Annotated in this window: 18 protein-coding genes; 4 read left to right on the top strand and 14 right to left on the bottom strand. The window is 60.9% G+C overall.

Features of this window, described 5'->3' with window-relative positions; genetic code table 11:
- Nucleotides 1-212 precede the first annotated feature (212 nt).
- Entirely contained in the window at nucleotides 213-602 is a 390-nt protein-coding gene (locus RDN59_RS01510; protein WP_308606247.1) for a VOC family protein, read from the top strand.
- Nucleotides 603-669: 67 nt separating this feature from the next.
- Nucleotides 670-1272 (top strand): hypothetical protein, encoded by a 603-nt coding sequence (locus RDN59_RS01515; RefSeq protein WP_308606248.1) that lies wholly within the window; start codon nucleotides 670-672, stop codon nucleotides 1270-1272.
- A 96-nt stretch (nucleotides 1273-1368) separates the two neighbouring features.
- Here the strand turns inward: RDN59_RS01515 and RDN59_RS01520 are convergent, their stop codons facing one another.
- The 4 genes from RDN59_RS01520 to RDN59_RS01535 form a co-directional block, all read right to left on the bottom strand.
- Nucleotides 1369-3639, bottom strand: a complete 2271-nt coding sequence (locus tag RDN59_RS01520; RefSeq protein ID WP_308606249.1) for a polyribonucleotide nucleotidyltransferase — start codon at nucleotides 3637-3639, stop codon at nucleotides 1369-1371.
- A 139-nt stretch (nucleotides 3640-3778) separates the two neighbouring features.
- Nucleotides 3779-4048, bottom strand: a complete 270-nt coding sequence (gene rpsO / locus RDN59_RS01525) for a 30S ribosomal protein S15 (RefSeq protein ID WP_308606250.1) — start codon at nucleotides 4046-4048, stop codon at nucleotides 3779-3781.
- Nucleotides 4049-4126: 78 nt separating this feature from the next.
- Nucleotides 4127-5044, bottom strand: a complete 918-nt coding sequence (locus RDN59_RS01530; RefSeq protein ID WP_308606251.1) for a nucleoside hydrolase — start codon at nucleotides 5042-5044, stop codon at nucleotides 4127-4129.
- Nucleotides 5045-6025, bottom strand: a complete 981-nt coding sequence (locus tag RDN59_RS01535) for a bifunctional riboflavin kinase/FAD synthetase (protein ID WP_308606252.1) — start codon at nucleotides 6023-6025, stop codon at nucleotides 5045-5047. It abuts the gene before it with no gap.
- Between the two features lie 37 nt (nucleotides 6026-6062).
- On the opposite strand from RDN59_RS01535, the gene truB reads away from it, so the two are divergent.
- A complete protein-coding gene (truB, locus tag RDN59_RS01540) occupies nucleotides 6063-6956 on the top strand; it encodes a tRNA pseudouridine(55) synthase TruB (protein ID WP_308606254.1) in 894 nt (297 codons plus the stop codon).
- A gap of 9 nt (nucleotides 6957-6965) precedes the next feature.
- Here truB and RDN59_RS01545 read toward each other — a convergent pair whose 3' ends face one another.
- The 9 genes from RDN59_RS01545 to rimP all read right to left on the bottom strand — a co-directional run bounded on the left by RDN59_RS01545 (nucleotide 6966) and on the right by rimP (nucleotide 16225).
- Nucleotides 6966-7640 (bottom strand): 4'-phosphopantetheinyl transferase, encoded by a 675-nt coding sequence (locus RDN59_RS01545; protein WP_046648085.1) that lies wholly within the window; start codon nucleotides 7638-7640, stop codon nucleotides 6966-6968.
- Nucleotides 7633-8454 (bottom strand): metallophosphoesterase, encoded by an 822-nt coding sequence (locus RDN59_RS01550; protein WP_071409996.1) that lies wholly within the window; start codon nucleotides 8452-8454, stop codon nucleotides 7633-7635. The genes RDN59_RS01545 and RDN59_RS01550 overlap by 8 nt, the downstream gene beginning before the upstream one ends.
- A 44-nt stretch (nucleotides 8455-8498) precedes the next feature.
- Complete coding sequence (locus tag RDN59_RS01555) at nucleotides 8499-9797, bottom strand: MATE family efflux transporter (protein ID WP_175973139.1); 1299 nt, start codon at nucleotides 9795-9797, stop codon at nucleotides 8499-8501.
- A complete protein-coding gene (locus RDN59_RS01560) occupies nucleotides 9798-10760 on the bottom strand; it encodes a bifunctional oligoribonuclease/PAP phosphatase NrnA (RefSeq protein WP_308606255.1) in 963 nt (320 codons plus the stop codon).
- A complete protein-coding gene (gene rbfA / locus RDN59_RS01565) occupies nucleotides 10761-11204 on the bottom strand; it encodes a 30S ribosome-binding factor RbfA (protein WP_308606257.1) in 444 nt (147 codons plus the stop codon). It abuts the gene before it with no gap.
- 151 nt (nucleotides 11205-11355) lie between these two features.
- Complete coding sequence (gene infB / locus RDN59_RS01570) at nucleotides 11356-14073, bottom strand: translation initiation factor IF-2 (protein WP_308606258.1); 2718 nt, start codon at nucleotides 14071-14073, stop codon at nucleotides 11356-11358.
- A gap of 109 nt (nucleotides 14074-14182) precedes the next feature.
- Nucleotides 14183-14518 carry a YlxR family protein gene (locus RDN59_RS01575; protein ID WP_308606259.1) on the bottom strand — a complete coding sequence of 112 codons (336 nt, stop codon included), beginning with the start codon at nucleotides 14516-14518 and terminating at the stop codon, nucleotides 14183-14185.
- A gap of 120 nt (nucleotides 14519-14638) precedes the next feature.
- Nucleotides 14639-15655, bottom strand: a complete 1017-nt coding sequence (gene nusA / locus RDN59_RS01580) for a transcription termination factor NusA (RefSeq protein ID WP_070754138.1) — start codon at nucleotides 15653-15655, stop codon at nucleotides 14639-14641.
- 3 nt (nucleotides 15656-15658) lie between these two features.
- A complete protein-coding gene (rimP, locus tag RDN59_RS01585; protein ID WP_308606260.1) occupies nucleotides 15659-16225 on the bottom strand; it encodes a ribosome maturation factor RimP in 567 nt (188 codons plus the stop codon).
- A 37-nt stretch (nucleotides 16226-16262) separates the two neighbouring features.
- Between rimP and RDN59_RS01590 the strand changes: the two genes are divergently transcribed.
- On the top strand, nucleotides 16263-17102 hold the full coding sequence (locus RDN59_RS01590) for a hypothetical protein (protein WP_308606261.1): 840 nt from the start codon (nucleotides 16263-16265) through the stop codon (nucleotides 17100-17102).
- Between the two features lie 13 nt (nucleotides 17103-17115).
- Here RDN59_RS01590 and RDN59_RS01595 read toward each other — a convergent pair whose 3' ends face one another.
- The gene (locus tag RDN59_RS01595; RefSeq protein WP_308606262.1) at nucleotides 17116-18885 is read right to left on the bottom strand and encodes a proline--tRNA ligase; all 1770 of its coding nucleotides are present in this window, start codon (nucleotides 18883-18885) and stop codon (nucleotides 17116-17118) included.
- Between the last annotated feature and the right edge of the window lie 26 nt (nucleotides 18886-18911).

Below are 18911 nucleotides of genomic sequence, written 5' to 3' on the forward strand. Positions count from 1 at the left end.
ACCGACACAGACGCAGGCACCGACGACATCCCCTTCTAAACCCCGCCGTCGAATAAAACGACGAGACCACACCACCAGAAAGGAAAAGAAACCCAGGAACAAAACCACCGTCGTCACAGACGACGACTGCACTGCCGAGGCCCAGTCAGGCTCGCCCCAACTGTTGCAGTTGGGATCGGCTGGACTTAGTGATGCCGGTTAGGATGGGGTGAATGCAGATCTACATTGCCTCAGTACCCGTCGATGATGTTGCCCTCGCTCACGACTTCTATGTCAATACGCTCGGCTTTCGAGTCAAGGACGATGTAACCCACGGAGACTTTCGGTGGCTCACGGTCACCAATGCGGAAGGCCAAGGGGATATGGAGCTCCTACTCGAGCCCAAGGCCCATTCCGCGGCCAAGGACTACGCAGCAGCACTCAATGCTGACGGTATCCCTGTCACCCAGTTCCTATCCGCAGACGTGGAGAGGGAATATAGCGAGCTCACTGAAAAGGGAGTGCATTTCACTATGGTGCCTACCGACGTCGGCCCCTCCATCATCGCCGTCTTCGATGACACCGTAGGGAACCTCATCCAACTGGTACAGCTCAAGAAATAGAGAATAAAGAATGCCACACTTACCTTCTTCCGTCGCTATCATCGCAGCCGTTAGCGCCGTATGCGTAATGCCTCTGACTGCATGCGCCGAGCGTGGGTCAGACACGACTCCGGCGCCGCAGTTCAGTGCAATTCCGTCTAGCTCCGCTGCTATCGATGGGCCGGAGCCGCCGTCCAGTGACACGCAGAATGCTCCCTCACAACAGGATGCCAATGTTGCTGCCTTTGCGGGTATGGGGACGGCTGCGATTGATGACCAACACCACATGCCAGATCGGTTGGGCGGCCTCATTCCGACGGGCGTGCGCGTAGGTGCTCACGACGGTTTCACGAGGGTGGTGGTTGACCTCGAAGGAGAAGGTGAGCCGGGGTGGTTCACGTCTTATACCGGCGATCCGCGTCAACAGGCATCAGGTTATCCAGTTGAGGTAGACGGAAACACTTTTCTCAATCTGGGGATAGAAGGAACTCCGTGGCCTTCCACACCCGAGCTCGAAGAAAAGTATATGAAGCCGGGAACTACTCCCGGTACTGGTGTGGTGAGCGAGGTCGTATATACCACCTCATTCGAGGCACAAACCCAATTGATCATTGGACTACAGAAGAAGACGCCGTACTCAGTGACTTTCCTGGAGGGCCCTAAACGCCTAGTTCTCGACTTCCAGGATTGACGTGTGGTGAAACGATAAGGGCCCTGTCCCCAGCTAGTTTCTGGGTTACAGGGCCCTTGATCTAGGAGGTCCTAGTAGTCCTAGCTAGTCCGAGGATTAGTCCTCCTCAACCGGAACCAGGGAGATCTTGCCGCGATTATCAATGTCGGCAATTTCGACCTGAATCTTATCGCCAACATTGACGACGTCCTCGACCTTCTCAATGCGCTCGTCGCCACCCAGCTTCGAGATGTGCACAAGGCCATCGCGGCCCGGGGTCAGGGAAACGAAGGCACCAAAGGCTACGGTCTTCACCACGGTGCCAAGGAAGCGCTCGCCCACCTTCGGCAGCTGCGGGTTAGCGATGCTATTCACGCGGTCGATTGCTGCCTCAGCAGCCTCACCAGTGGCCGCAGAGATATAAACCGTGCCGTCTTCTTCGATGGAAACATCGGCGCCGGTTTCCTCCGTGATGGCGTTGATGGTCTTGCCCTTCGGACCAATGAGCTCACCAATCTTGTTGACAGGGATCGTCACCGAGGTAATACGCGGGGCAAGGCCAGACATCTCGTCCGGGCTCTCGATGACCTCCGCCATGGTGTCGAGGATGGCGGCACGGGCGTCGCGGGCCTGGTCGAGGGCGTCGGCAAGCACGCGCGAAGGAATGCCGTCCAACTTGGTATCCAGCTGCAGTGCAGTGATGAACTCGGAGGTGCCGGCGACCTTGAAGTCCATATCGCCAAAAGCATCCTCAGCACCGAGGATATCGGTGAGCGCCACGAACTTTTCCTTGCCGTTGACCTCGCCCGAGACCAAGCCCATAGCGATACCGGCCACCGGAGCCTTCAGCGGAACGCCCGCGTTGTAGAGGGACAGGGTGGACGCACAGACGGAGCCCATGGAGGTAGAGCCGTTGGAACCAAGGGCCTCAGACACCTGGCGGATGGCGTACGGGAAATCCTCGCGGGACGGGATAACCGGCAGCAGGGCGCGCTCAGCAAGCGCACCGTGGCCGATTTCGCGGCGCTTCGGGGAGCCCACGCGGCCGGTCTCGCCGGTGGAATACGGCGGGAAGTTGTAGTGGTGCATGTAACGCTTGGACTCGACTGGGGTCAGGGAGTCGATCTGCTGTTCCATCTTGAGCATGTCCAGCGTGGTTACACCCAGAATCTGGGTCTCACCGCGCTCAAAGAGGGAGGATCCATGGGCGCGCGGAACGAGATCAACCTCAACGCCAAGGTCACGGATATCGGTCACACCACGGCCATCGATGCGGAATCCCTCGGTGAGGATCTTGGTGCGGACGATGTCCTTCATCACGGCGTTGAAAGCATTGCGGATCTGCTTGGACGCGTCGGCCTCGTCGAGGTCGTCAAAGTCTTCGATGAGCTTAGCCTCGACCTGCTCCATGTACTCGTTAGTGGCGTCATCGCGGTCCTGCTTGCCCGGGATGGTAAGCAGCTTCTCCAGCTTCTTGGCGGCTGCCTTTTCGACGGCCGCGTAAACATCATCACCGTAAGGCGGGAAGAGCGGGAACTCCTGCGTCTCCTTGGCTGCACGCTCCGCCAGACCTGCCTGCGCTTCACACAGGGACTTGATGAAAGGCTTCGCAGCCTCCAAGCCCTCAGCCACGGTGGACTCCTGCGGAGCCGGTGCACCTTCCTTGATGCGTTCGGCTACGTTCACACCAGCGCCGGCCTCGACCATCATGATGGCAACGTCGTCCTTGCGGCCCTTCTTCACGATGCGGCCGGCAACGACCATCTCGAAGAGAGCACGCTCGTGCTGCTCGTTATTCGGGAAGGCCACCCACTGGCCCTTCGGGTGCTTATCATCAGCAATCAGTGCCATGCGCACGCCGCCCACCGGGCCGGATACAGGCAGGCCAGAGAGCTGGGTGGCGGCGGAAGCGCCGTTGATAGCGACGACGTCGTAATACTCCTCCGGGTCCATGGACAGAACAGTGACGACGACCTGAACCTCGTTGCGCAAGCCCTTCACGAAAGTCGGGCGCAGCGGGCGGTCAATGAGGCGGCACGCCAGAATAGCCTCAGTAGAAGGACGCCCCTCGCGGCGGAAGAAGGAGCCCGGAATCTTACCTGCGGCATACATGCGCTCCTCGACGTCCACGGTCAGCGGGAAGAAGTCGAAGCCTTCACGCGGCTGGTTAGAAGCGGTGGTCGTGGACAGCAGCATGGTGTCCTCGTCCAGGTAAGTGGTCACGGAGCCACCGGCCTGGCGAGCCAGCTGGCCCGTCTCAAAACGGATGGTGCGAGTGCCGAAATCGCCGTTGTCCAGGGTGGCGATGGCCTCGGTGATGCCGTAGTCGTCGTCGATAAGAAACTCGACGGAATTGTTCGGTTGCTTTTTAGCGTTCTTAGCGCTCATGGATGTAACTCTCCTTGGAGCTGTCATGGCGATCTTCGGTGCCGCCTCTTCTTCGATGTTTTCTGACAACGTCCAAGGATTTTAGCAGATGAGATAAGAAAACCCCCGCACGCAGTGCGGGGGTTGAAAAGCTAAGCGCTTAGCGGCGCAGACCCAGGCGAGAAATCAGGTCGCGGTAACGGTCAACGTCATTAGCGGCCAGGTACTTCAGCAGGCCACGACGGCGACCAACCATGAGCAGCAGACCACGGCGAGAGTGGTGATCGTGCTTGTGATCCTTGAGGTGCTCGGTCAGATTGTTGATGCGGGAGGTCAGCAGGGCAACCTGTGCCTCCGGGGAGCCGGTGTCGGTCTCGTGCAGGCCGTACTCCTTGAGGACTTCTGCCTTCTTCTCAGTGCTCAAAGCCATGGAAAATCTCCTATTGTATTTCAGTCCACATGAAATGATGCGCCGTGAGGCACTGCCCGTGACTACTGTGGACCGCAGTCAGCAAGCCGAAGTAGAAGTATAGAGGCTGCCCAGCTTCGACATCAAATCATCGACGAAGCGCGCGTCATCCACCGCAACGGCCACGCGGGTGGTGGGATCGTTAAGGCGTTCCGGGTCACCGATCGTGCGGCCATTATCCTCACACCGCAGGTTGAGGTCGAGGCATGTGACCAGTGAAGGATCTGCAGCCACGGCCACTGCCAACGGATCATGCAGACCGCAACCGCCAAGGTGCGGGGAGGTCGTCTTGTAGGCGCGGATGTAGTAGTCCACGATGTCTGCATAGATACGACCAGTGGGTGTACCGCGCCATTGCTTCGTGTGCTCCCTGGTGAGCAAGGTGCGCAGCGTGACATCGAGCCCCACCATCGTGAGGTCGTGAGCATGGCGGAATACATAGTCCGTGGCTTGGGGATCTTGGAAGACGTTGGCCTCGGCATAGGGCGTGACGTTCCCGGGCACGGTCAGCGCCCCACCCATCATGACGATGCGGGCGTTGCGGGCGAAGTCCGGGTCTTTGCGCATGGCGGCTGCAATGCTTGTCGACGGCCCCGTCGGCACAATGACCAGATCCTCACCATGCTCACGGACCGAACGGATCAGAAAGCCCACTGCATCCTCGTGTGCTTTGCGGCGCGGAGGAGGCAGAAGAACCTCTCCGAGGCCGTTGCGGCCATGGATGAAAGCTGAAATGGGAGCAACATCGAAGCCCGGCCGCGTCGGACCGATGAAGACGGGGACATCCTTGGCGTCGAGAAGCTCGAGCAACGCCAGCGAGTTACGCACTCCCAGCGCCACCGGCACGTTGCCATAGGTGCCGGTAACCCCGATCAACTCAAGGTCGGGGTGTGCTACGGCATAGGCGAGAGCGAGGGCATCGTCGATTCCGGTGTCGAGGTCGAGGATGATCTTCATTTAGGCCTCGCGTGCCAGAATCTCACGAACTCGAGCAACATCTCGCTCCATAGCTGTCAGGAGTTCCTCCACGGAATTGAATTTCTCCATGTCACGCACGTGGTCGACGAAATGCACGGTGGCTTCGTGGCCGTAGAGGTCAGCGTCTCGGTCCAGCACAAAGGACTCCACCGAACGCTCCTCATCGCCAAAGGTAGGGTTCGTTCCTACCGAGATAGCGGCTGGATAAGGAACACCGGGCTCCATGTCGCCTTCCAGTGGTGCGCCGGTGGGTTCAACCACGAACCAGCCCGCGTAGACGCCATCGGCTGGAATGGCGACGGATTCCGGGAAATACTGGTTGGCGGTTGGAAAACCAAGCTCCTTTCCACCACGTCCTGCACCACGTACAACGGGCCCAGTCACCGTAAAGTGGCGTCCCAGCGCCCAATTGGCACGCGCGATATCGCCCTTGGCAAGAGCGGCGCGGATGTTGGTGGAGCAGATGCGCTCGCCGTCTTCGTCAAGCAGAGGCACGATGTCAACGTCGAACCCGAACTCGGTACCGAATTTCGCTAGCGCCTCCGCGGTGCCGGACGCGCCTGCGCCGAAGGTGAAGTTCTCCCCCACCACGACGTGTTCTGTGTGCAAACGCCCCACCAGGAGATCCGCCACGTACTCGCGCGGCTCGACGCCCCGGAGTTCTTCGGTGAAGTCGATGACGAGCACGGCCTCGATGCCCATCTCTTCCGCCAGCTGCATGCGGCGCTCAAAAGTAATCACGGAGAGCGGCGCGCGCTCCGGCAAGAACACGGAGACTGGGTGCGGATCAAAGGTCACCATGATTGGGCGTTGGCCATGCGTGCGCGCATGCTCGACGGCCTTCGTCACGAGCTGTTGGTGACCGCGGTGCAGGCCGTCGAAGACACCAATCGTCACCGAGGTCGGGCCAAGGTCAGCGGGGATGCTATCGATTCCGTACCAAATATCCACGGGCACCATGCTATCCCACTGCGGCCGGTGCCCTAGACTGCAGGGCATGACTGATCCGCTCGAACGTTCCGGCCTCGTGGTCGTCGACAAACCCGCCGGCATGACCTCGCACGACGTCGTGGGAAAACTCCGCCGCTTCTTCCACACCCGCAAGGTGGGCCACGCGGGCACGCTTGATCCGATGGCCACGGGAGTGCTCGTTGTGGGGCTCGAACGTGGCACCAAGTTCCTCGCGCACATGGTGGCCTCCACCAAGGCCTACGACGCGACGATTCGACTCGGCATGGCTACCCACACCGACGATGCGGAAGGTGAAGCTACGTGGGGCAAACCGGCAACCGCTGTGAAGGATTCTGCCATTTCGCAGGAAATTGCTGCGCTGACCGGCGATATTCTGCAGCGGCCGGCAGCGGTCTCCGCTATCAAGATCGATGGCAAACGCGCGCACGAAAGGGTGCGGGCAGGCGAAGAAGTTGAGATCCCCGCGCGCCCAGTGACGGTCAGTCGCTTCGATATCCTCGATACGCGGCGCTGCGGCGAGTTCATTGATTTGGACGTGTCGGTCGCGTGTTCTTCGGGAACCTACATCCGCTCGCTGGCTCGGGATCTGGGTGAGGCCCTCGGCGTCGGCGGGCATCTCACCGCCTTGCGCCGCACGGAGGTGGGCCCTTTCACGCTTGACGACGCCCTCCCCCTCTCTACTCTCGAGGACTCTCCGACCCTGTCCCTCAGCCTCGATGAGGCTCTCGCTCGCAGCTATCCGGTTTTAGAAGTCACCGATGATGAGGCCCAAGCCCTGGCTATGGGCAAGTGGCTAGAGCCGCGTGGGTTGAAAGGCACGTACGCGGCCGTCGATCCGCAGGGACGCTCGATCGCCTTGATCAAGGAAAAAGGAAAGCGCTTAGCCACGGTTTTCGTCGCGCGGCCCTCGACGCTTTAATGACTCGGTTTACCTGTCAAAGTTGAGCGCCGGAACGGCAGCAGAAACGATGACATAGCCATCCCGGATGATCCAGTGCCCAGTAATAAACGGCACTGGAGTTGGCCGTGCCAAGAGATAAGAGACCAGCGTTCCGTCCAAGCGCAGGTCAATTTCCGCTTGGTCAAAATCAAGCCACCGCCGGGTCATGGGGAACCATGTCTTGTACGTGGCCTCCTTAGCACAGAACAACAGGCGATCCGGGCAGGAAATACCCGCCGCTTGTAACTGAGCCAGCTGCGGCATCTCCCCCGGCCGAGCGATCATCGTCAGCACATGCTCCGGCAAAGGCTCCGCGGGTTCGGCATCCAACCCCATCGAGCGCACATGGGTGGTCGGCGCTGCTACCGCTGCACGCAGGCCTTCGGTGTGCGTCATCGATCCGGTATAGCCCTCCGGCCACAGCGGCATGCCTCGCTCGCCGCGCAGAATCGGCTCATTGTCGGTGTAGTTGAGCTCCTTCAAGGCTTGGTGGGCACACCAGCGTGCATCCCCAAATTCGGACTTGCGCACGTCCACGGCCTGCGAGACCACTGAGCGCTCTTCCGGGGATAGGTGGTTGTAATTGAGCAGGTCGGTCATCGACTCGTCTGTACGCACATAGCAATAGCGCGCTGACTCCGGGAAGAGGGAAGGCTCAAGCATGCTCTGCCCTCCCTGTCTTCTCATCGATACTCAGCACCGGATATGGCCACGGCTGGAGATGTCCGTGCGCTTGCCACTCACGCGGATAGCCCAGAGACACCTCAATGTGGTCTACCCCATCAATGTTGGCTCGGTTGGGCATATGGAGGTGACCGTAGATGACCGCTTTGGCGTTGTAGCGCCGCGGCCAGGAACGCGTGTGGCGGGTTCCACACCACAACGCCACCTCGGGCCAGCGCAGGTACAAGGTTGGCTCCTGCACCAGCGGCCAGTGATTGATCAGGACGGTCTCGCCCTCAACCCGTGATAAGCGCTTGATGGAATACGCCAAGCGGTCCCAGCACCACGCGCGCACATCGACGAACGGGGCGATAGCAAATTCATCGGTCATGATGATCTGCTTCTGCTTCGCGCTCGCGAGCGCCTGCTCTACCGTTGTTCCCGGCGGACGAAAACTGTAGTCATACAGCGTAAAGAGCGGTACGACGGTAACCCCTCCAAAAACCGGGAAAGGGTCTTCTGGGGTAACCACGCCAATCTCCCGACAGCCTTCCACGAGCCGATCGTATTTTTCGCGTCCCTGGTACGCGTCCTGGCCGCGTGAGAAGAGCTCGTGGTTGCCGGGCACCCAGATCACAGTGGCGTAGCGGTTTTTCAGCCGCGCCAAGGTGTTGATGACAAGGTCAATGCGCTCGGCCACGTCGCCCGCCACAATCAACCAGTCATTCGGGTTCGGCGGAACGAGTTCGTCGATGCGGTCCCCGTTGACTCGTACCGCCGCGTGGAGATCGGAGACTGCCCACAAAGTGGTCATAGCGCCTCCTTCACACAAACATTCTCTCTACTTTTACCACAGGGCTAGACCTGCGCCCACCGCATGGAGTAGAAGCGCCACACCACGCCCACCATGCGGATGAGGATGAACGCGGCGATTCCGCCCCACACCCCGGTCAGGCCGGTGCCGAAAACCAGGGCCAACCAGACACCAGGGAGGAAGCCTAGAAGCACTGACGCGAGGGTGAGTGTGCGGAGGAAGGCTGCGTCCCCAGCGCCCAGGAGAACGCCGTCCAGGGCGAAAACGACGCCGCCAATAATGACGAGGAAAGTCATAACCCACCACGGGCCGGAAATGACCTCGAGGACCTCCGGGCTCGTAGTAAAAATCTGCGGGATGACACCGGCGCCGAGGCCGAGTACCGCTGCGAGCGCGAGGGAGAAGGACGTCGAGTAGAGCGTCACCTTGGTTCCTACAGTGCGGGCATAGCGCGCTGACCCTGCCCCCAACGCTGCGCCGGTCAATGCTTGGGCAGCGATCGCGAGGGAATCCAGAACGAGGGACAGGAAGTTCCACATCTGCATCATGATTTGATGCGCAGCCAACTGGGCAGTTCCGATACGCGAGGCCACCGCTGCCGCCGACAAAAATGCCACTTGGAAACTCAACGAACGAACGATGAGGTCTCGCCCCAACACGAGCTGCCGACGCACAACGCTCCAGCGAACCTCCCACGAGCCGGTATGCTCGCGGCGCAGCTCCCCCACGAAGAACGCCGCGATGATCCCCATCCCCAGCACCGTGGCCAGAGCAGAGCCCGGCAGACCCCAGAAGTGCACGAAAATAGGCACCGCGATGGCGCCAGGAACCATACCTGCAAGGGTGAAATAGAGGGGCTTGCGGGTGTTTTGCACGCCGCGCATCCAGCCGTTGCCAGCCATGTTGATGAGGGTAAAGGGAATCGCGACGGCGGCGATACGCAGCCACTGCGCCGTCCCGCGTGCCGTATCTGGATTGCCAGTCAACCACATCGCGAAGACGCCGGCGAAGAGCCACATGGTGATAGCGAGCACCACCCCCACGCCCACGGCAACCCACGTTGCTTGCACGCCCTCAGCCACGGCCTCTTCCCGCTTACCTGCACCGAATAAGCGAGAGGCTCGCGCGGTCGTGCCATAAGACAAGAAGGTCAGCTGGGTCGTGACCACGGAATGTAGCGTGGCCGCAGCCCCCAGCGAGGCCAAATCCTCCGCTCCAAGCCGGCCCACCACCGCGGTATCTAGGAGCAAATAAAGCGGCATCGCCGCGAGAACGCCCAAAGCGGGCACAGCAAGGCGGAAAACCTCCGCGGCAGAAACCTTGACTGGTTGCGCGGAAGCCATTTAGGACAACGCACCTACCAGCTGCGCGATAACCTCCTCGGGCGTTCCGTGCGCGGTATACCCAGCGGCCGGAACATGCCCACCGCCGCCGAAGGTGAGAGCCACTTCAGCGCAGTTGACCGCGGAGGAACGCAAGGATACAGCCCACACATTGGGGGCTTGTTCCTTGAAGACCACTCCAATGTCAGTGCCCTTCAATGCGCGGACATAATCGACAAAAGACTCAATCGCGGAATCGGCGTGGGACGCAACTTCCTCATGCGGCACGTAGAGAACAGCCAGTCGGTGCTCCTCTGCTTCCTCAATCCTGAGGCCTGAGAGCACGCGTCCGATCATCTGCAGGTCATCGGCAGTGCTGGAATCCATGAGTTCCAGCGCAATCTGCTTGGTGTCGAGCCCATAGAGCATCAGGCGCGCAGCGATATCATGCATGGCTGGGCGGCCCCACCGGAAGTTACCGGTATCGGTGACAAGGCCCGCGTACAAGCAGTGCGCGATGACGCGATCGATCTGGATGGAAAGCCTATCCAGGATATCGAGCAGAACCACCGTGGTGGACTCACACACTGGATCCACCACGTTGATGGCGCCGAAGCCGTCATTAGAGGCATGGTGATCGATACATAGGACGCGGCCGACGGCGGCCATTTTCTCGAGCCCCTGCGCTACCGAACCTGTCCGTTCTATCGAGCCACAGTCCACAGTGACATAAAGGTCATAGCCCTGCGGAAGCTCATCCACCAACTCAATCTCGTCCACGGTGGGAATGGAAAATAGGTTGGCGGAAATATCGCGGCGCTGCCCGATCACGGTGCGGGTCTGCTTCCCGCGCTGGCGCAGCGCCAAAGTGAGGGCCGCCGCGGAACCGACAGCATCGGCGTCTGGGCGCAAGTGCGTAATAATGCAAATACTGCTGGCCTGCACCAGCGCATCAACTGCGGCTTCGTAGTTGGTTCGTGACACTTAGTCCTCTTCCATATCCGAGGTCTTGTACGGATTCGCATCACCAGCCGGCTGCGCGCCTTCCTTTAACTTGGCCAACTCCGCATCGCGGGCACGGGCGCGGGCGAGCAAATCCTCCATGTGAGCGGACGCCTCGGGGACAGTATCAAGCTCAAAGGACAGCGTCGGTGTAAAGCGGACCGACAGTTCATCGCCCACGATCTTGCGCAACTGCCCCTTAGCTCGAGTGAGAGCCTCGGCAGCCTGATCGTAATCCGGCTCGGATTCGATATCCGCGCCGCGCACCGTGTAGTACACGGTGGCATCGTGCAGGTCACCCGTAACGCGGGCATCCGTGATAGTCACAAGCTCAAGGCGACGATCCTTAATCTGGCGTTCAATAGCGCTGGCAACGATTGTCTGAATGCGCTTTGCCATGCGCGCGGCGCGTGCGTGATCAACCATGGTGAAGCTCCTTTGCGTACGTTTACTGGCAACTAGTCTAGGATACCGATTCTGCGCCTTTCGGCCGAAACGATTAAAGCCCAGCCAGGAATGTTTCCTGGCTGGGCTTTGTTATTCGAGCGCTCTTAGTGAGCGGAGAGCTCGGATGCGATTAGTCGCGCGGAACCTCGACTTGCTCGTAGGCCTGGATGATATCGCCTACCTGGATGTCCGGGTAGGACAGGACCATACCGCACTCGTAGCCAGCGTTGATCTCGTTAGCGTCATCCTTCTCATGGCGCAGGGACTCAATCTTGGCATCGGAGACGATGACGTTTCCGTCGCGCACAAGGCGAACCTTGCCGTTGCGCTTGACCTTGCCCTCGGTGACCATACAACCGGCAATGGTGCCGACAGCGGAGGACTTGAACAGCGCACGAATCTCCGCTGCACCGGTATCCCGCTCCTCGTAGATGGGCTTGAGCATGCCCTTGAGAGCTGCCTCAACCTCTTCGATGGCGCGGTAAATCACGGTGTAGTAGCGGATGTCAACGCCCTCAGCATTCGCTTCCTCCGTCGCCTTGCCTTCAGCGCGAACGTTGAAGGCGATGATGACGGCGTCGGAAGCCGCAGCCAGGCTGACGTTGGTCTGCGTCACAGCACCGACGCCACGGTCGATGATGTTGAGCTGAACCTCGTCGTCGACCTCGATGTCCAGCAGGGCATCTTCCAGAGCTTCGACGGAACCGGCATTGTCGCCCTTGAGGATGAGGTTGAGCGTCGAAGTTTCCTTGAGCACTGCATCCAGATCCTCGAGGGAGACGCGCTTGCGGGCCTTGGCCTGCAAAGCAGAACGCTTACGCGCGTCACGCTGCGCGGCAATCTGGCGAGCGACGCGGTCATCTTCGACAACCAAGAGGTTGTCGCCGGCACCAGGCACGCCGTTGAGGCCCTGCACCTGGACCGGACGGGACGGACCGGCCTCTTCCACGTCGTTGCCGAACTCATCGAGCATACGACGCACGCGTCCGTGCGCATCGCCAACCACGATGGAATCACCAATGCGCAGCGTACCGCGCTGAATGATGACGGTAGCCACCGGACCGCGGCCACGGTCGAGGTGAGCCTCGATGGCAGAACCCTGTGCATCCATATCCGGGTTAGCGGTGAGCTCGAGTGCAGCGTCCGCCGTCAGGATGACAGCCTCCAGCAACTCGTCGATGCTGATGTTGTTCTTCGCGGAGATGTCCACGAACATCGTGTCGCCGCCGTATTCCTCCGGCACCAGACCGTACTCAGTAAGCTGACCACGGATTTTATCCGGGGAAGCTTCCGGCTTATCAATCTTGTTGACCGCGACAACGACTGGGATGTCCGCTGCCTTCGCGTGGTTAATAGCCTCAATCGTCTGCGGCATCACGCCGTCATCAGCGGCGACCACCAGGATGGCCAAGTCGGTGGACTTAGCACCACGGGCACGCATGGCGGTAAACGCCTCGTGGCCCGGTGTATCCAGGAAGGTGATGGTGCGAGGGCCATCCTCGAGCTTCACCGTGGTCTGGTAGGCACCGATGCCCTGGGTAATGCCACCGGCCTCACCCGCACCTTCGTTGGTCTTACGAATGGTGTCCAGAAGGCGGGTCTTACCGTGGTCAACGTGACCCATCACGGTAACGACTGGCGGGCGCTTCTCAAGGGCTTCTTCGCCGCCCTCGTCCTCACCGAACTGCAGGTCGAAGGACTCGAGCAGCTCGCGGTCCTCGTCCTCCGGCGAGACAACCTGGACCTCGTAGTTAATCTCCGAGCCCAAAAGCTGCAGGGTGTCCTCGGATACGGAGGCCGTAGCCGTCACCATCTCGCCGAGATTGAACAGTGCCTGAACCAATGCTGCGGGATCCGCACCGATCTTCTCGGCAAAGTCAGCCAGGGAAGCACCGCGGCGCAGGCGAACTACCTTGCCGCCGCCGTCAGGCAGGCGTACGCCGCCTACCTCATGCTTCTGCTGCTCTTCAAACTCGTGGCGCTTCTGACGCTTCGACTTCTTGCCACGACGCGGTGCACCACCAGGACGACCAAATGCACCAGCGGTACCACCGCGGCGACCGCCGCGTCCGCCACGGAAACCACCGTGGCCAGGACCACCGTGGCCGGGGCCGCCGCCGCGACCACCGCGGCCGCGACCACCACCGCCGCTGCCTGCCGCCTTCGACGGCATGCTGGCCGGGTTCGGGTGCGAAGGCATCATGGCCGGCGATGGGCGACGGCCACCGCTGCGGTTGCCATCACCCTGCGGGCGTGCTCCGCCCTTGCCACCGCGGTTATCACCAGGCTTGCCGCCGGAGCGCTGCCCCTTGCTGCCGCCCGGACGCGGTCCGGGGCTGGGGCGATCGCTCGAGCCACCCGTGGAGAACGGGTTGTTGGCGACGCGACGGGTACCGCCAGGCTTCGGCATGGAGCGCGGCGTAACGGCGCGCTCGCCAGGCTTGTCAGCATTCTTGCGCTGTGCACCCGGCTTCGGGGCACCGCCTGGCTTTGGTGCAGCTCCCGGCTTCGGGGCACCACCCGGCTTGGGAGCCGCACCCGGCTTAGGTGCTGCCCCCGGCTTTGGTCCAGGCTTAGTCGCGGTAGCCGGCTGCTTCTCTGCTGGTTTCTTCCCTGCCGCCTTCTTGGCAGCAGAAGCCGGGGAGGCTGCCGGCGCGGATTTCTCCGCCGGCTTGTCGTTGCCGCCCTTAGCTTCATAGTGTGCGCGCATTTTCTTGACCACCGGCGGTTCGATGGTCGAGGATGCGGTCTTGACGAACTCGCCTTGTTCCTTCAGCGTGGCGAGCAGTTCCTTGCTGGTTACACCGAGCTGCTTTGCCAACTCGTGTACACGTAGCTTTCCGGGCACTTGTCTCCTCTTTAATCTTTCTAGGAGTCAAGGCCGCGGAATACGGCTTGACCCCTAGTTAATGGCTATGGACTTTCATCGCTGATGCTGCTTCATGGTTGTGCGCTCATCAGTGTTCGGTCTTCCTTTTTAACTCTGGGTCGAACGGGCTAGTGCCCGCCGACTGCACCTGCTGCCGAGCAGCGAGGTACTCACGTACGTGACCTGTGTCCACGTCTGTGGACAATCGGAGCGCGCGCCTGAAGGCACGGGTTCGCTCCGCCAGCTCTACTGCCTCCAGATCTGGCCTAATCCACGCTCCCCTACCGGGGAGGCGGCGGCGCGGATCCGGAACAACACGGCTTCCTGTGGGATCGTCCCTATCGGCGACAACCCTGAGCAATTCCGTGTCGGGATGCTTTTGACGCGTGGCAATACAGGTGCGGAGTCGCTGTCCCTGAGACATCCCACTCCTTACGCCAAATCACCACTGCTACTACGCCACAGCATTCCTGCATGTGGGCCGTTGTCTAGTCTACGCGAAAATAGGCCAAACCTTTAATCCCACCGCACGTTAGTGGGAAAGCTAGTCGCGAGCGGCGTCGGAGTGGATATCAATCTTCCATCCGGTCAAACGTGCGGCAAGGCGTGCGTTCTGCCCCTCCTTGCCGATGGCCAGCGACAGCTGGTAATCAGGCACGGTCACCTTGGCTACCTGTGCTTCTTCATCGAGGATTTCTACGCGCACGACCTTCGACGGGGCGAGAGCATTACCCACGTAGACGGCTGGGTCTTCGTTGTAATCGATGATGTCAATCTTCTCACCGCCGAGCTCACGCATCACGTTGCTGACGCGGGAACCCTTCGGGCCAATGCAGGCACCCTTAGCGTTGAGGCCCTTAGCGTGGCCGCGCACGGACACCTTCGAGCGGTGCCCTGCCTCGCGGGCGATGGCGATGATCTCTACTGCACCGTCGGCCACCTCTGGGACCTCCAGCTCGAACAGGCCGCGAACCAGCTCTGGGTGGGTACGCGACAGCGTGATCTGCACCTTGGCCCCGTTCCGGCTTACACCCACGACATAAGCCTTAACGCGGTCGCCGTGCTCAAGCTTCTCCCCCGGCAGCTGCTCGGCCGGCAACAGGAAAGCATCCTGCGAATCGTGCTCGGTACCCAGCTGCACCACGACGACGCCGCGCTTGTTCGCGTGGATATCGCGCTGGACGACGCCCGACACAACCGTTCCGGTCAGTTCAGAATAGGAATCATAGGTCCGCTCCGCTTCGTTCTCGCGCAGCTTGCGCAGGATGGCATCACGGACAGCCTGGGCGCCGACGCGCCCAAAGTTATCCGGGGTGTCGTCGTATTCGCTGACGATCTCTCCGGTCTCCGGATCGCTTTCCGTCACGATGACGGCAACGGCGCCGGTATCGGCGTCGATATCCACGCGGGACTTTGTCCCCTCTGCCTTCGTCTCAGCGGACTCGGCACGGTGATCCAGATAGGAATACAAAAGGGCACCCGCGATTGCCTCGAGCAGGTCCTTCACCGGGACGCCTCGCTCGCGCTGAATCGTGCGGAGTGCCTCTAGATCAATATTCACTTGTTAGTCCTCTCGGGTTGCCGAGTTCTGCTCGGCGAAGTCGAACGTCTGCATTGCCGCCTCCAGCTCCTGTGCTGAAGGTTGAGCAAACTCAATTTCTACCACTGCACGGCTCACATTTTCCAATCGCTCGACCTGATAGCGCACCTCCTTCCTCACGGTCGTGATGAGCGCCACGGATTCTTCGTCCTCAGACAGGGCGCCGATGCGCGCGACGCGAGTGGTTCCAGGTTCCTCGGCAAGCGCATATCCGACAAGCCTTCCTTGGTTGCGGCGCCAATGGCGTGGGGCGCTGAGCGGAAAATCCACGCCGGGGGTCGACACCTCCAGGGTGTAGCCCGCGCCGAAGTTGAGCGCGCCCGCTTCTTCCTGCGCATCAAAAAGCGCGGAAATCTCCTGTGACAGCTCCTCGATGAGATCGGAGCTCGGACGCTCATCGCCATCAACGCGGATAATAACCTGCGACTTTTTACCGGCTCGTGTGGTCTTGACGTCTTCGATGTCGAGATCGCGTGCAGCGGCAATAGGCTGCAGGATTTCGGTCAGTTGCGCGGGTGTTGGGAATGCCATGCGCTCTAGACTAGGTCACACGGGTAGGGTCTATCGCGTGAACCGCCGAGTAGTTGTGCCCGCCCTCCTTGTCTGCGCCGCCCCCTGGTTGGGCGGCTGCCAAGCCACCGACGCGATCGTGGACTATTTTGGCCCCCACGCGGATCCCTCCCTCGCGTCGCTTGCTCAAGCCGCCAGCGCGGATGCTCTCGCCTTGGAAGAGCTTGATGCGGATGCCGCGGCCCTGCGCGCGGAGCAGGCTGAGCAGCTTTATGACGAAATCGACCGCCTGTGCGGCCGTGATGAGGAAGGAAATGCTCCTCGCTCTTGCGCAGTCGACCGTGAGGTTGTCCCACGCGATTCCGCTGACGTGGCCGCTGTGCTTCACGACGCCTCCTCTTCCTCAGAAGAGATCATCAGCAGCGTTCCTGAGGAATCCCGCGCTCTTGTAGTAGCACAAGCTATTGCGCTCGCAGCGTGGAACGATGATGGGCTTGCTGAAGTCCCCGAACTCACCGAGCAGGAACGCGATGCCGCAACTACTCTCTTGGAATGGGAGTACCAGCAGGTCTATGCCCTCGATTTCGCGCGCTCCTATGTGTCCCCCGACCAGGAGGCGCACGTTGATGAGCTTTTGCACGCTCATGAGGACAGAATCCTGCAACTTCAAGGGCAATTAGAAAAGCTCGGCGCTGTGCCGCAGGCCGCGCCGGCCTATGATTCACCGGCAGGAAACCTACCGACGGACGCCGACTCAGCGCGCACATTCATCGACGAGGCCGCACGCAACGACACGCTGAAGTGGACCGATGCGGCCATCTCAGCTGAACCGTCAACCCCGTGGCAGCGCTGGCTTATCGCGGTCGCGGCGCAGTCACACCGCTTCCACGCCGCCTAGCTTCTGCTAGCTGCTAACCGCGGATGAGCTCGGTGAGCGTCTCCACGATCTGGTCGGCGGGGACCTCACGGGTCTCGCCGCCGCGGATGCGCAGCTCAATGATGCCGTCAGCAAAGGCGCGGCCCAAGATGGCAATGAACGGCATACCCAAAAGCTCGGCATCCTTGAACTTCACGCCCGGGGAAACCTTCGGGCGATCGTCGAAGAGCACCTCCACGCCCGCGCGGTCCAGATCCTCCACCAGCTTCTGCCCTGCCTCGAGGGCAGCGGCATCCTTGTTCGCTACGGCCACGTGCACCTGGTATGGAGCAACAGCCACCGGCCAGTTGAGGCCCTTCTCATCGTGGCGCTGCTCCGCCAGTACAGCGAGCATGCGCGTAACACCGATGCCGTAGGAACCCATGGTCGGCACGGCGCGCTTGCCGTTTTCATCAAGAATCTGGACGTCGAAAGCCTCGGTGTACTTGCGGCCCAGCTGGAAGATGTGGCCTAACTCAATACCACGCTCCAGGGTCAGAGTGCCCTGGCCGTTCGGTGCCGGGTCGCCTTCCTTAACCTCGGCAGCCTCGATGAACTCATCCACGGTGAAGTCGCGGCCAGCCACCAAACCGACGACGTGGCGCTGCGGGGCATCCGCACCGGTAATCCACGAAGTACCGGAGACAACGCGCGGATCAGCATAAACCTTCACGTCGTGAGCATTCAGAACACGCGGTCCAACATAACCCTTGACCAGGAAGGAGTTCTTCTTGAAGTCACCCTCACCGGCGAGCTCAAACTCGGCCGGCTCCAGCGACGCTTCCAGGCGCTTTTCATCCAGCTCGCGGTCGCCCGGAATGAGGACGGCGGCAAGCTCCCATTCCTTCTCTTCCTCTGCGGCCGCGGGCGCAGCCACCTTGATCATCATGCACTTGAGGGTGTCCGCTGCGGTGACCTCGCGGCCAGCGACAGTAATGCCGGCGCTCTTAGCCCACTCCACCAGCGTTTCGATGGTCTCGGACTTCGGAGTCTCATGCTCCTGCGCGTCCGGCTGGCCTTCGAAGGGAATCTCCTCCGGAGCCTGAGTGACCACGGCTTCCACGTTGGCGGCGTACTCTCCCTCCGTGGCGCGGACAAAGGTATCCTCGCCCACCTCGGACACAGCCAAGAACTCCTCGGAGGCCGAGCCGCCCATCGCACCAGAGGTGGCTTTACAGATGGCGTAATCAATCTCCAGACGGTTGAAGATGTTTTGATAAGCCTGGCGGTGGCGGGCGTAGGACTCATCTAGGCCTTCGTCCGTCATGTCGAAGGAGTACGAGTCCTTCATAGTGAACTCGCGGCCACGCAGCACGCCGGCGCGCGGGCGCTCCTCATCGCGGTACTTCGTCTGGATCTGGTACAGCGTGACCGGGAAATCCTTGTAGGAGGAGTACATATCCTTCACCGCTGTGGTGAACATCTCCTCATGGGTCGGGCCCAGGAGCATGTCAGCGCCCTTGCGGTCCTTAAGACGGAACAGGTTATCGCCGTATTCCGTCCACCGGTTCGATGCCTCGTAGGGCTCGCGCGGCAGCAACGCCGGGAAGAGCATCTCCTGGCCGCCGATGGCGTTCATCTCCTGACGGATTACGTCTTCAATCTTGCGCATGGCGCGCAACCCCAGTGGCAACCAGGTGTACACACCCGGCGCGACGCGGCGCACATAACCTGCGCGGACGAGAAGCTTGTGGCTGGGGACTTCGGCATCAGCCGGATCCTCACGAAGGGTGCGGAGGAAAAGCTCAGAAAGACGTGTAATCATGGTTGCTCAGTCTACATCGCTAGCAT

This window comes from uncultured Corynebacterium sp. (genome assembly GCF_902489365.1).
Lineage (GTDB): Bacteria > Actinomycetota > Actinomycetes > Mycobacteriales > Mycobacteriaceae > Corynebacterium.

Coding starts and splice junctions, on each gene's coding strand:
- RDN59_RS01510 (WP_308606247.1), top strand. CDS start 213: ATGCAGATCTACATTGCCTCAGTACCCGTCGATGATGTTGCCCTCGCT.
- RDN59_RS01515 (WP_308606248.1), top strand. CDS start 670: ATGCCTCTGACTGCATGCGCCGAGCGTGGGTCAGACACGACTCCGGCG.
- RDN59_RS01520 (WP_308606249.1), bottom strand. CDS start 3,639: ATGAGCGCTAAGAACGCTAAAAAGCAACCGAACAATTCCGTCGAGTTT.
- rpsO (WP_308606250.1), bottom strand. CDS start 4,048: ATGGCTTTGAGCACTGAGAAGAAGGCAGAAGTCCTCAAGGAGTACGGC.
- RDN59_RS01530 (WP_308606251.1), bottom strand. CDS start 5,044: ATGAAGATCATCCTCGACCTCGACACCGGAATCGACGATGCCCTCGCT.
- RDN59_RS01535 (WP_308606252.1), bottom strand. CDS start 6,025: ATGGTGCCCGTGGATATTTGGTACGGAATCGATAGCATCCCCGCTGAC.
- truB (WP_308606254.1), top strand. CDS start 6,063: ATGACTGATCCGCTCGAACGTTCCGGCCTCGTGGTCGTCGACAAACCC.
- RDN59_RS01545 (WP_046648085.1), bottom strand. CDS start 7,640: ATGCTTGAGCCTTCCCTCTTCCCGGAGTCAGCGCGCTATTGCTATGTG.
- RDN59_RS01550 (WP_071409996.1), bottom strand. CDS start 8,454: ATGACCACTTTGTGGGCAGTCTCCGATCTCCACGCGGCGGTACGAGTC.
- RDN59_RS01555 (WP_175973139.1), bottom strand. CDS start 9,797: ATGGCTTCCGCGCAACCAGTCAAGGTTTCTGCCGCGGAGGTTTTCCGC.
- rbfA (WP_308606257.1), bottom strand. CDS start 11,204: ATGGTTGATCACGCACGCGCCGCGCGCATGGCAAAGCGCATTCAGACA.
- RDN59_RS01575 (WP_308606259.1), bottom strand. CDS start 14,518: ATGTCTCAGGGACAGCGACTCCGCACCTGTATTGCCACGCGTCAAAAG.
- rimP (WP_308606260.1), bottom strand. CDS start 16,225: ATGGCATTCCCAACACCCGCGCAACTGACCGAAATCCTGCAGCCTATT.
- RDN59_RS01595 (WP_308606262.1), bottom strand. CDS start 18,885: ATGATTACACGTCTTTCTGAGCTTTTCCTCCGCACCCTTCGTGAGGAT.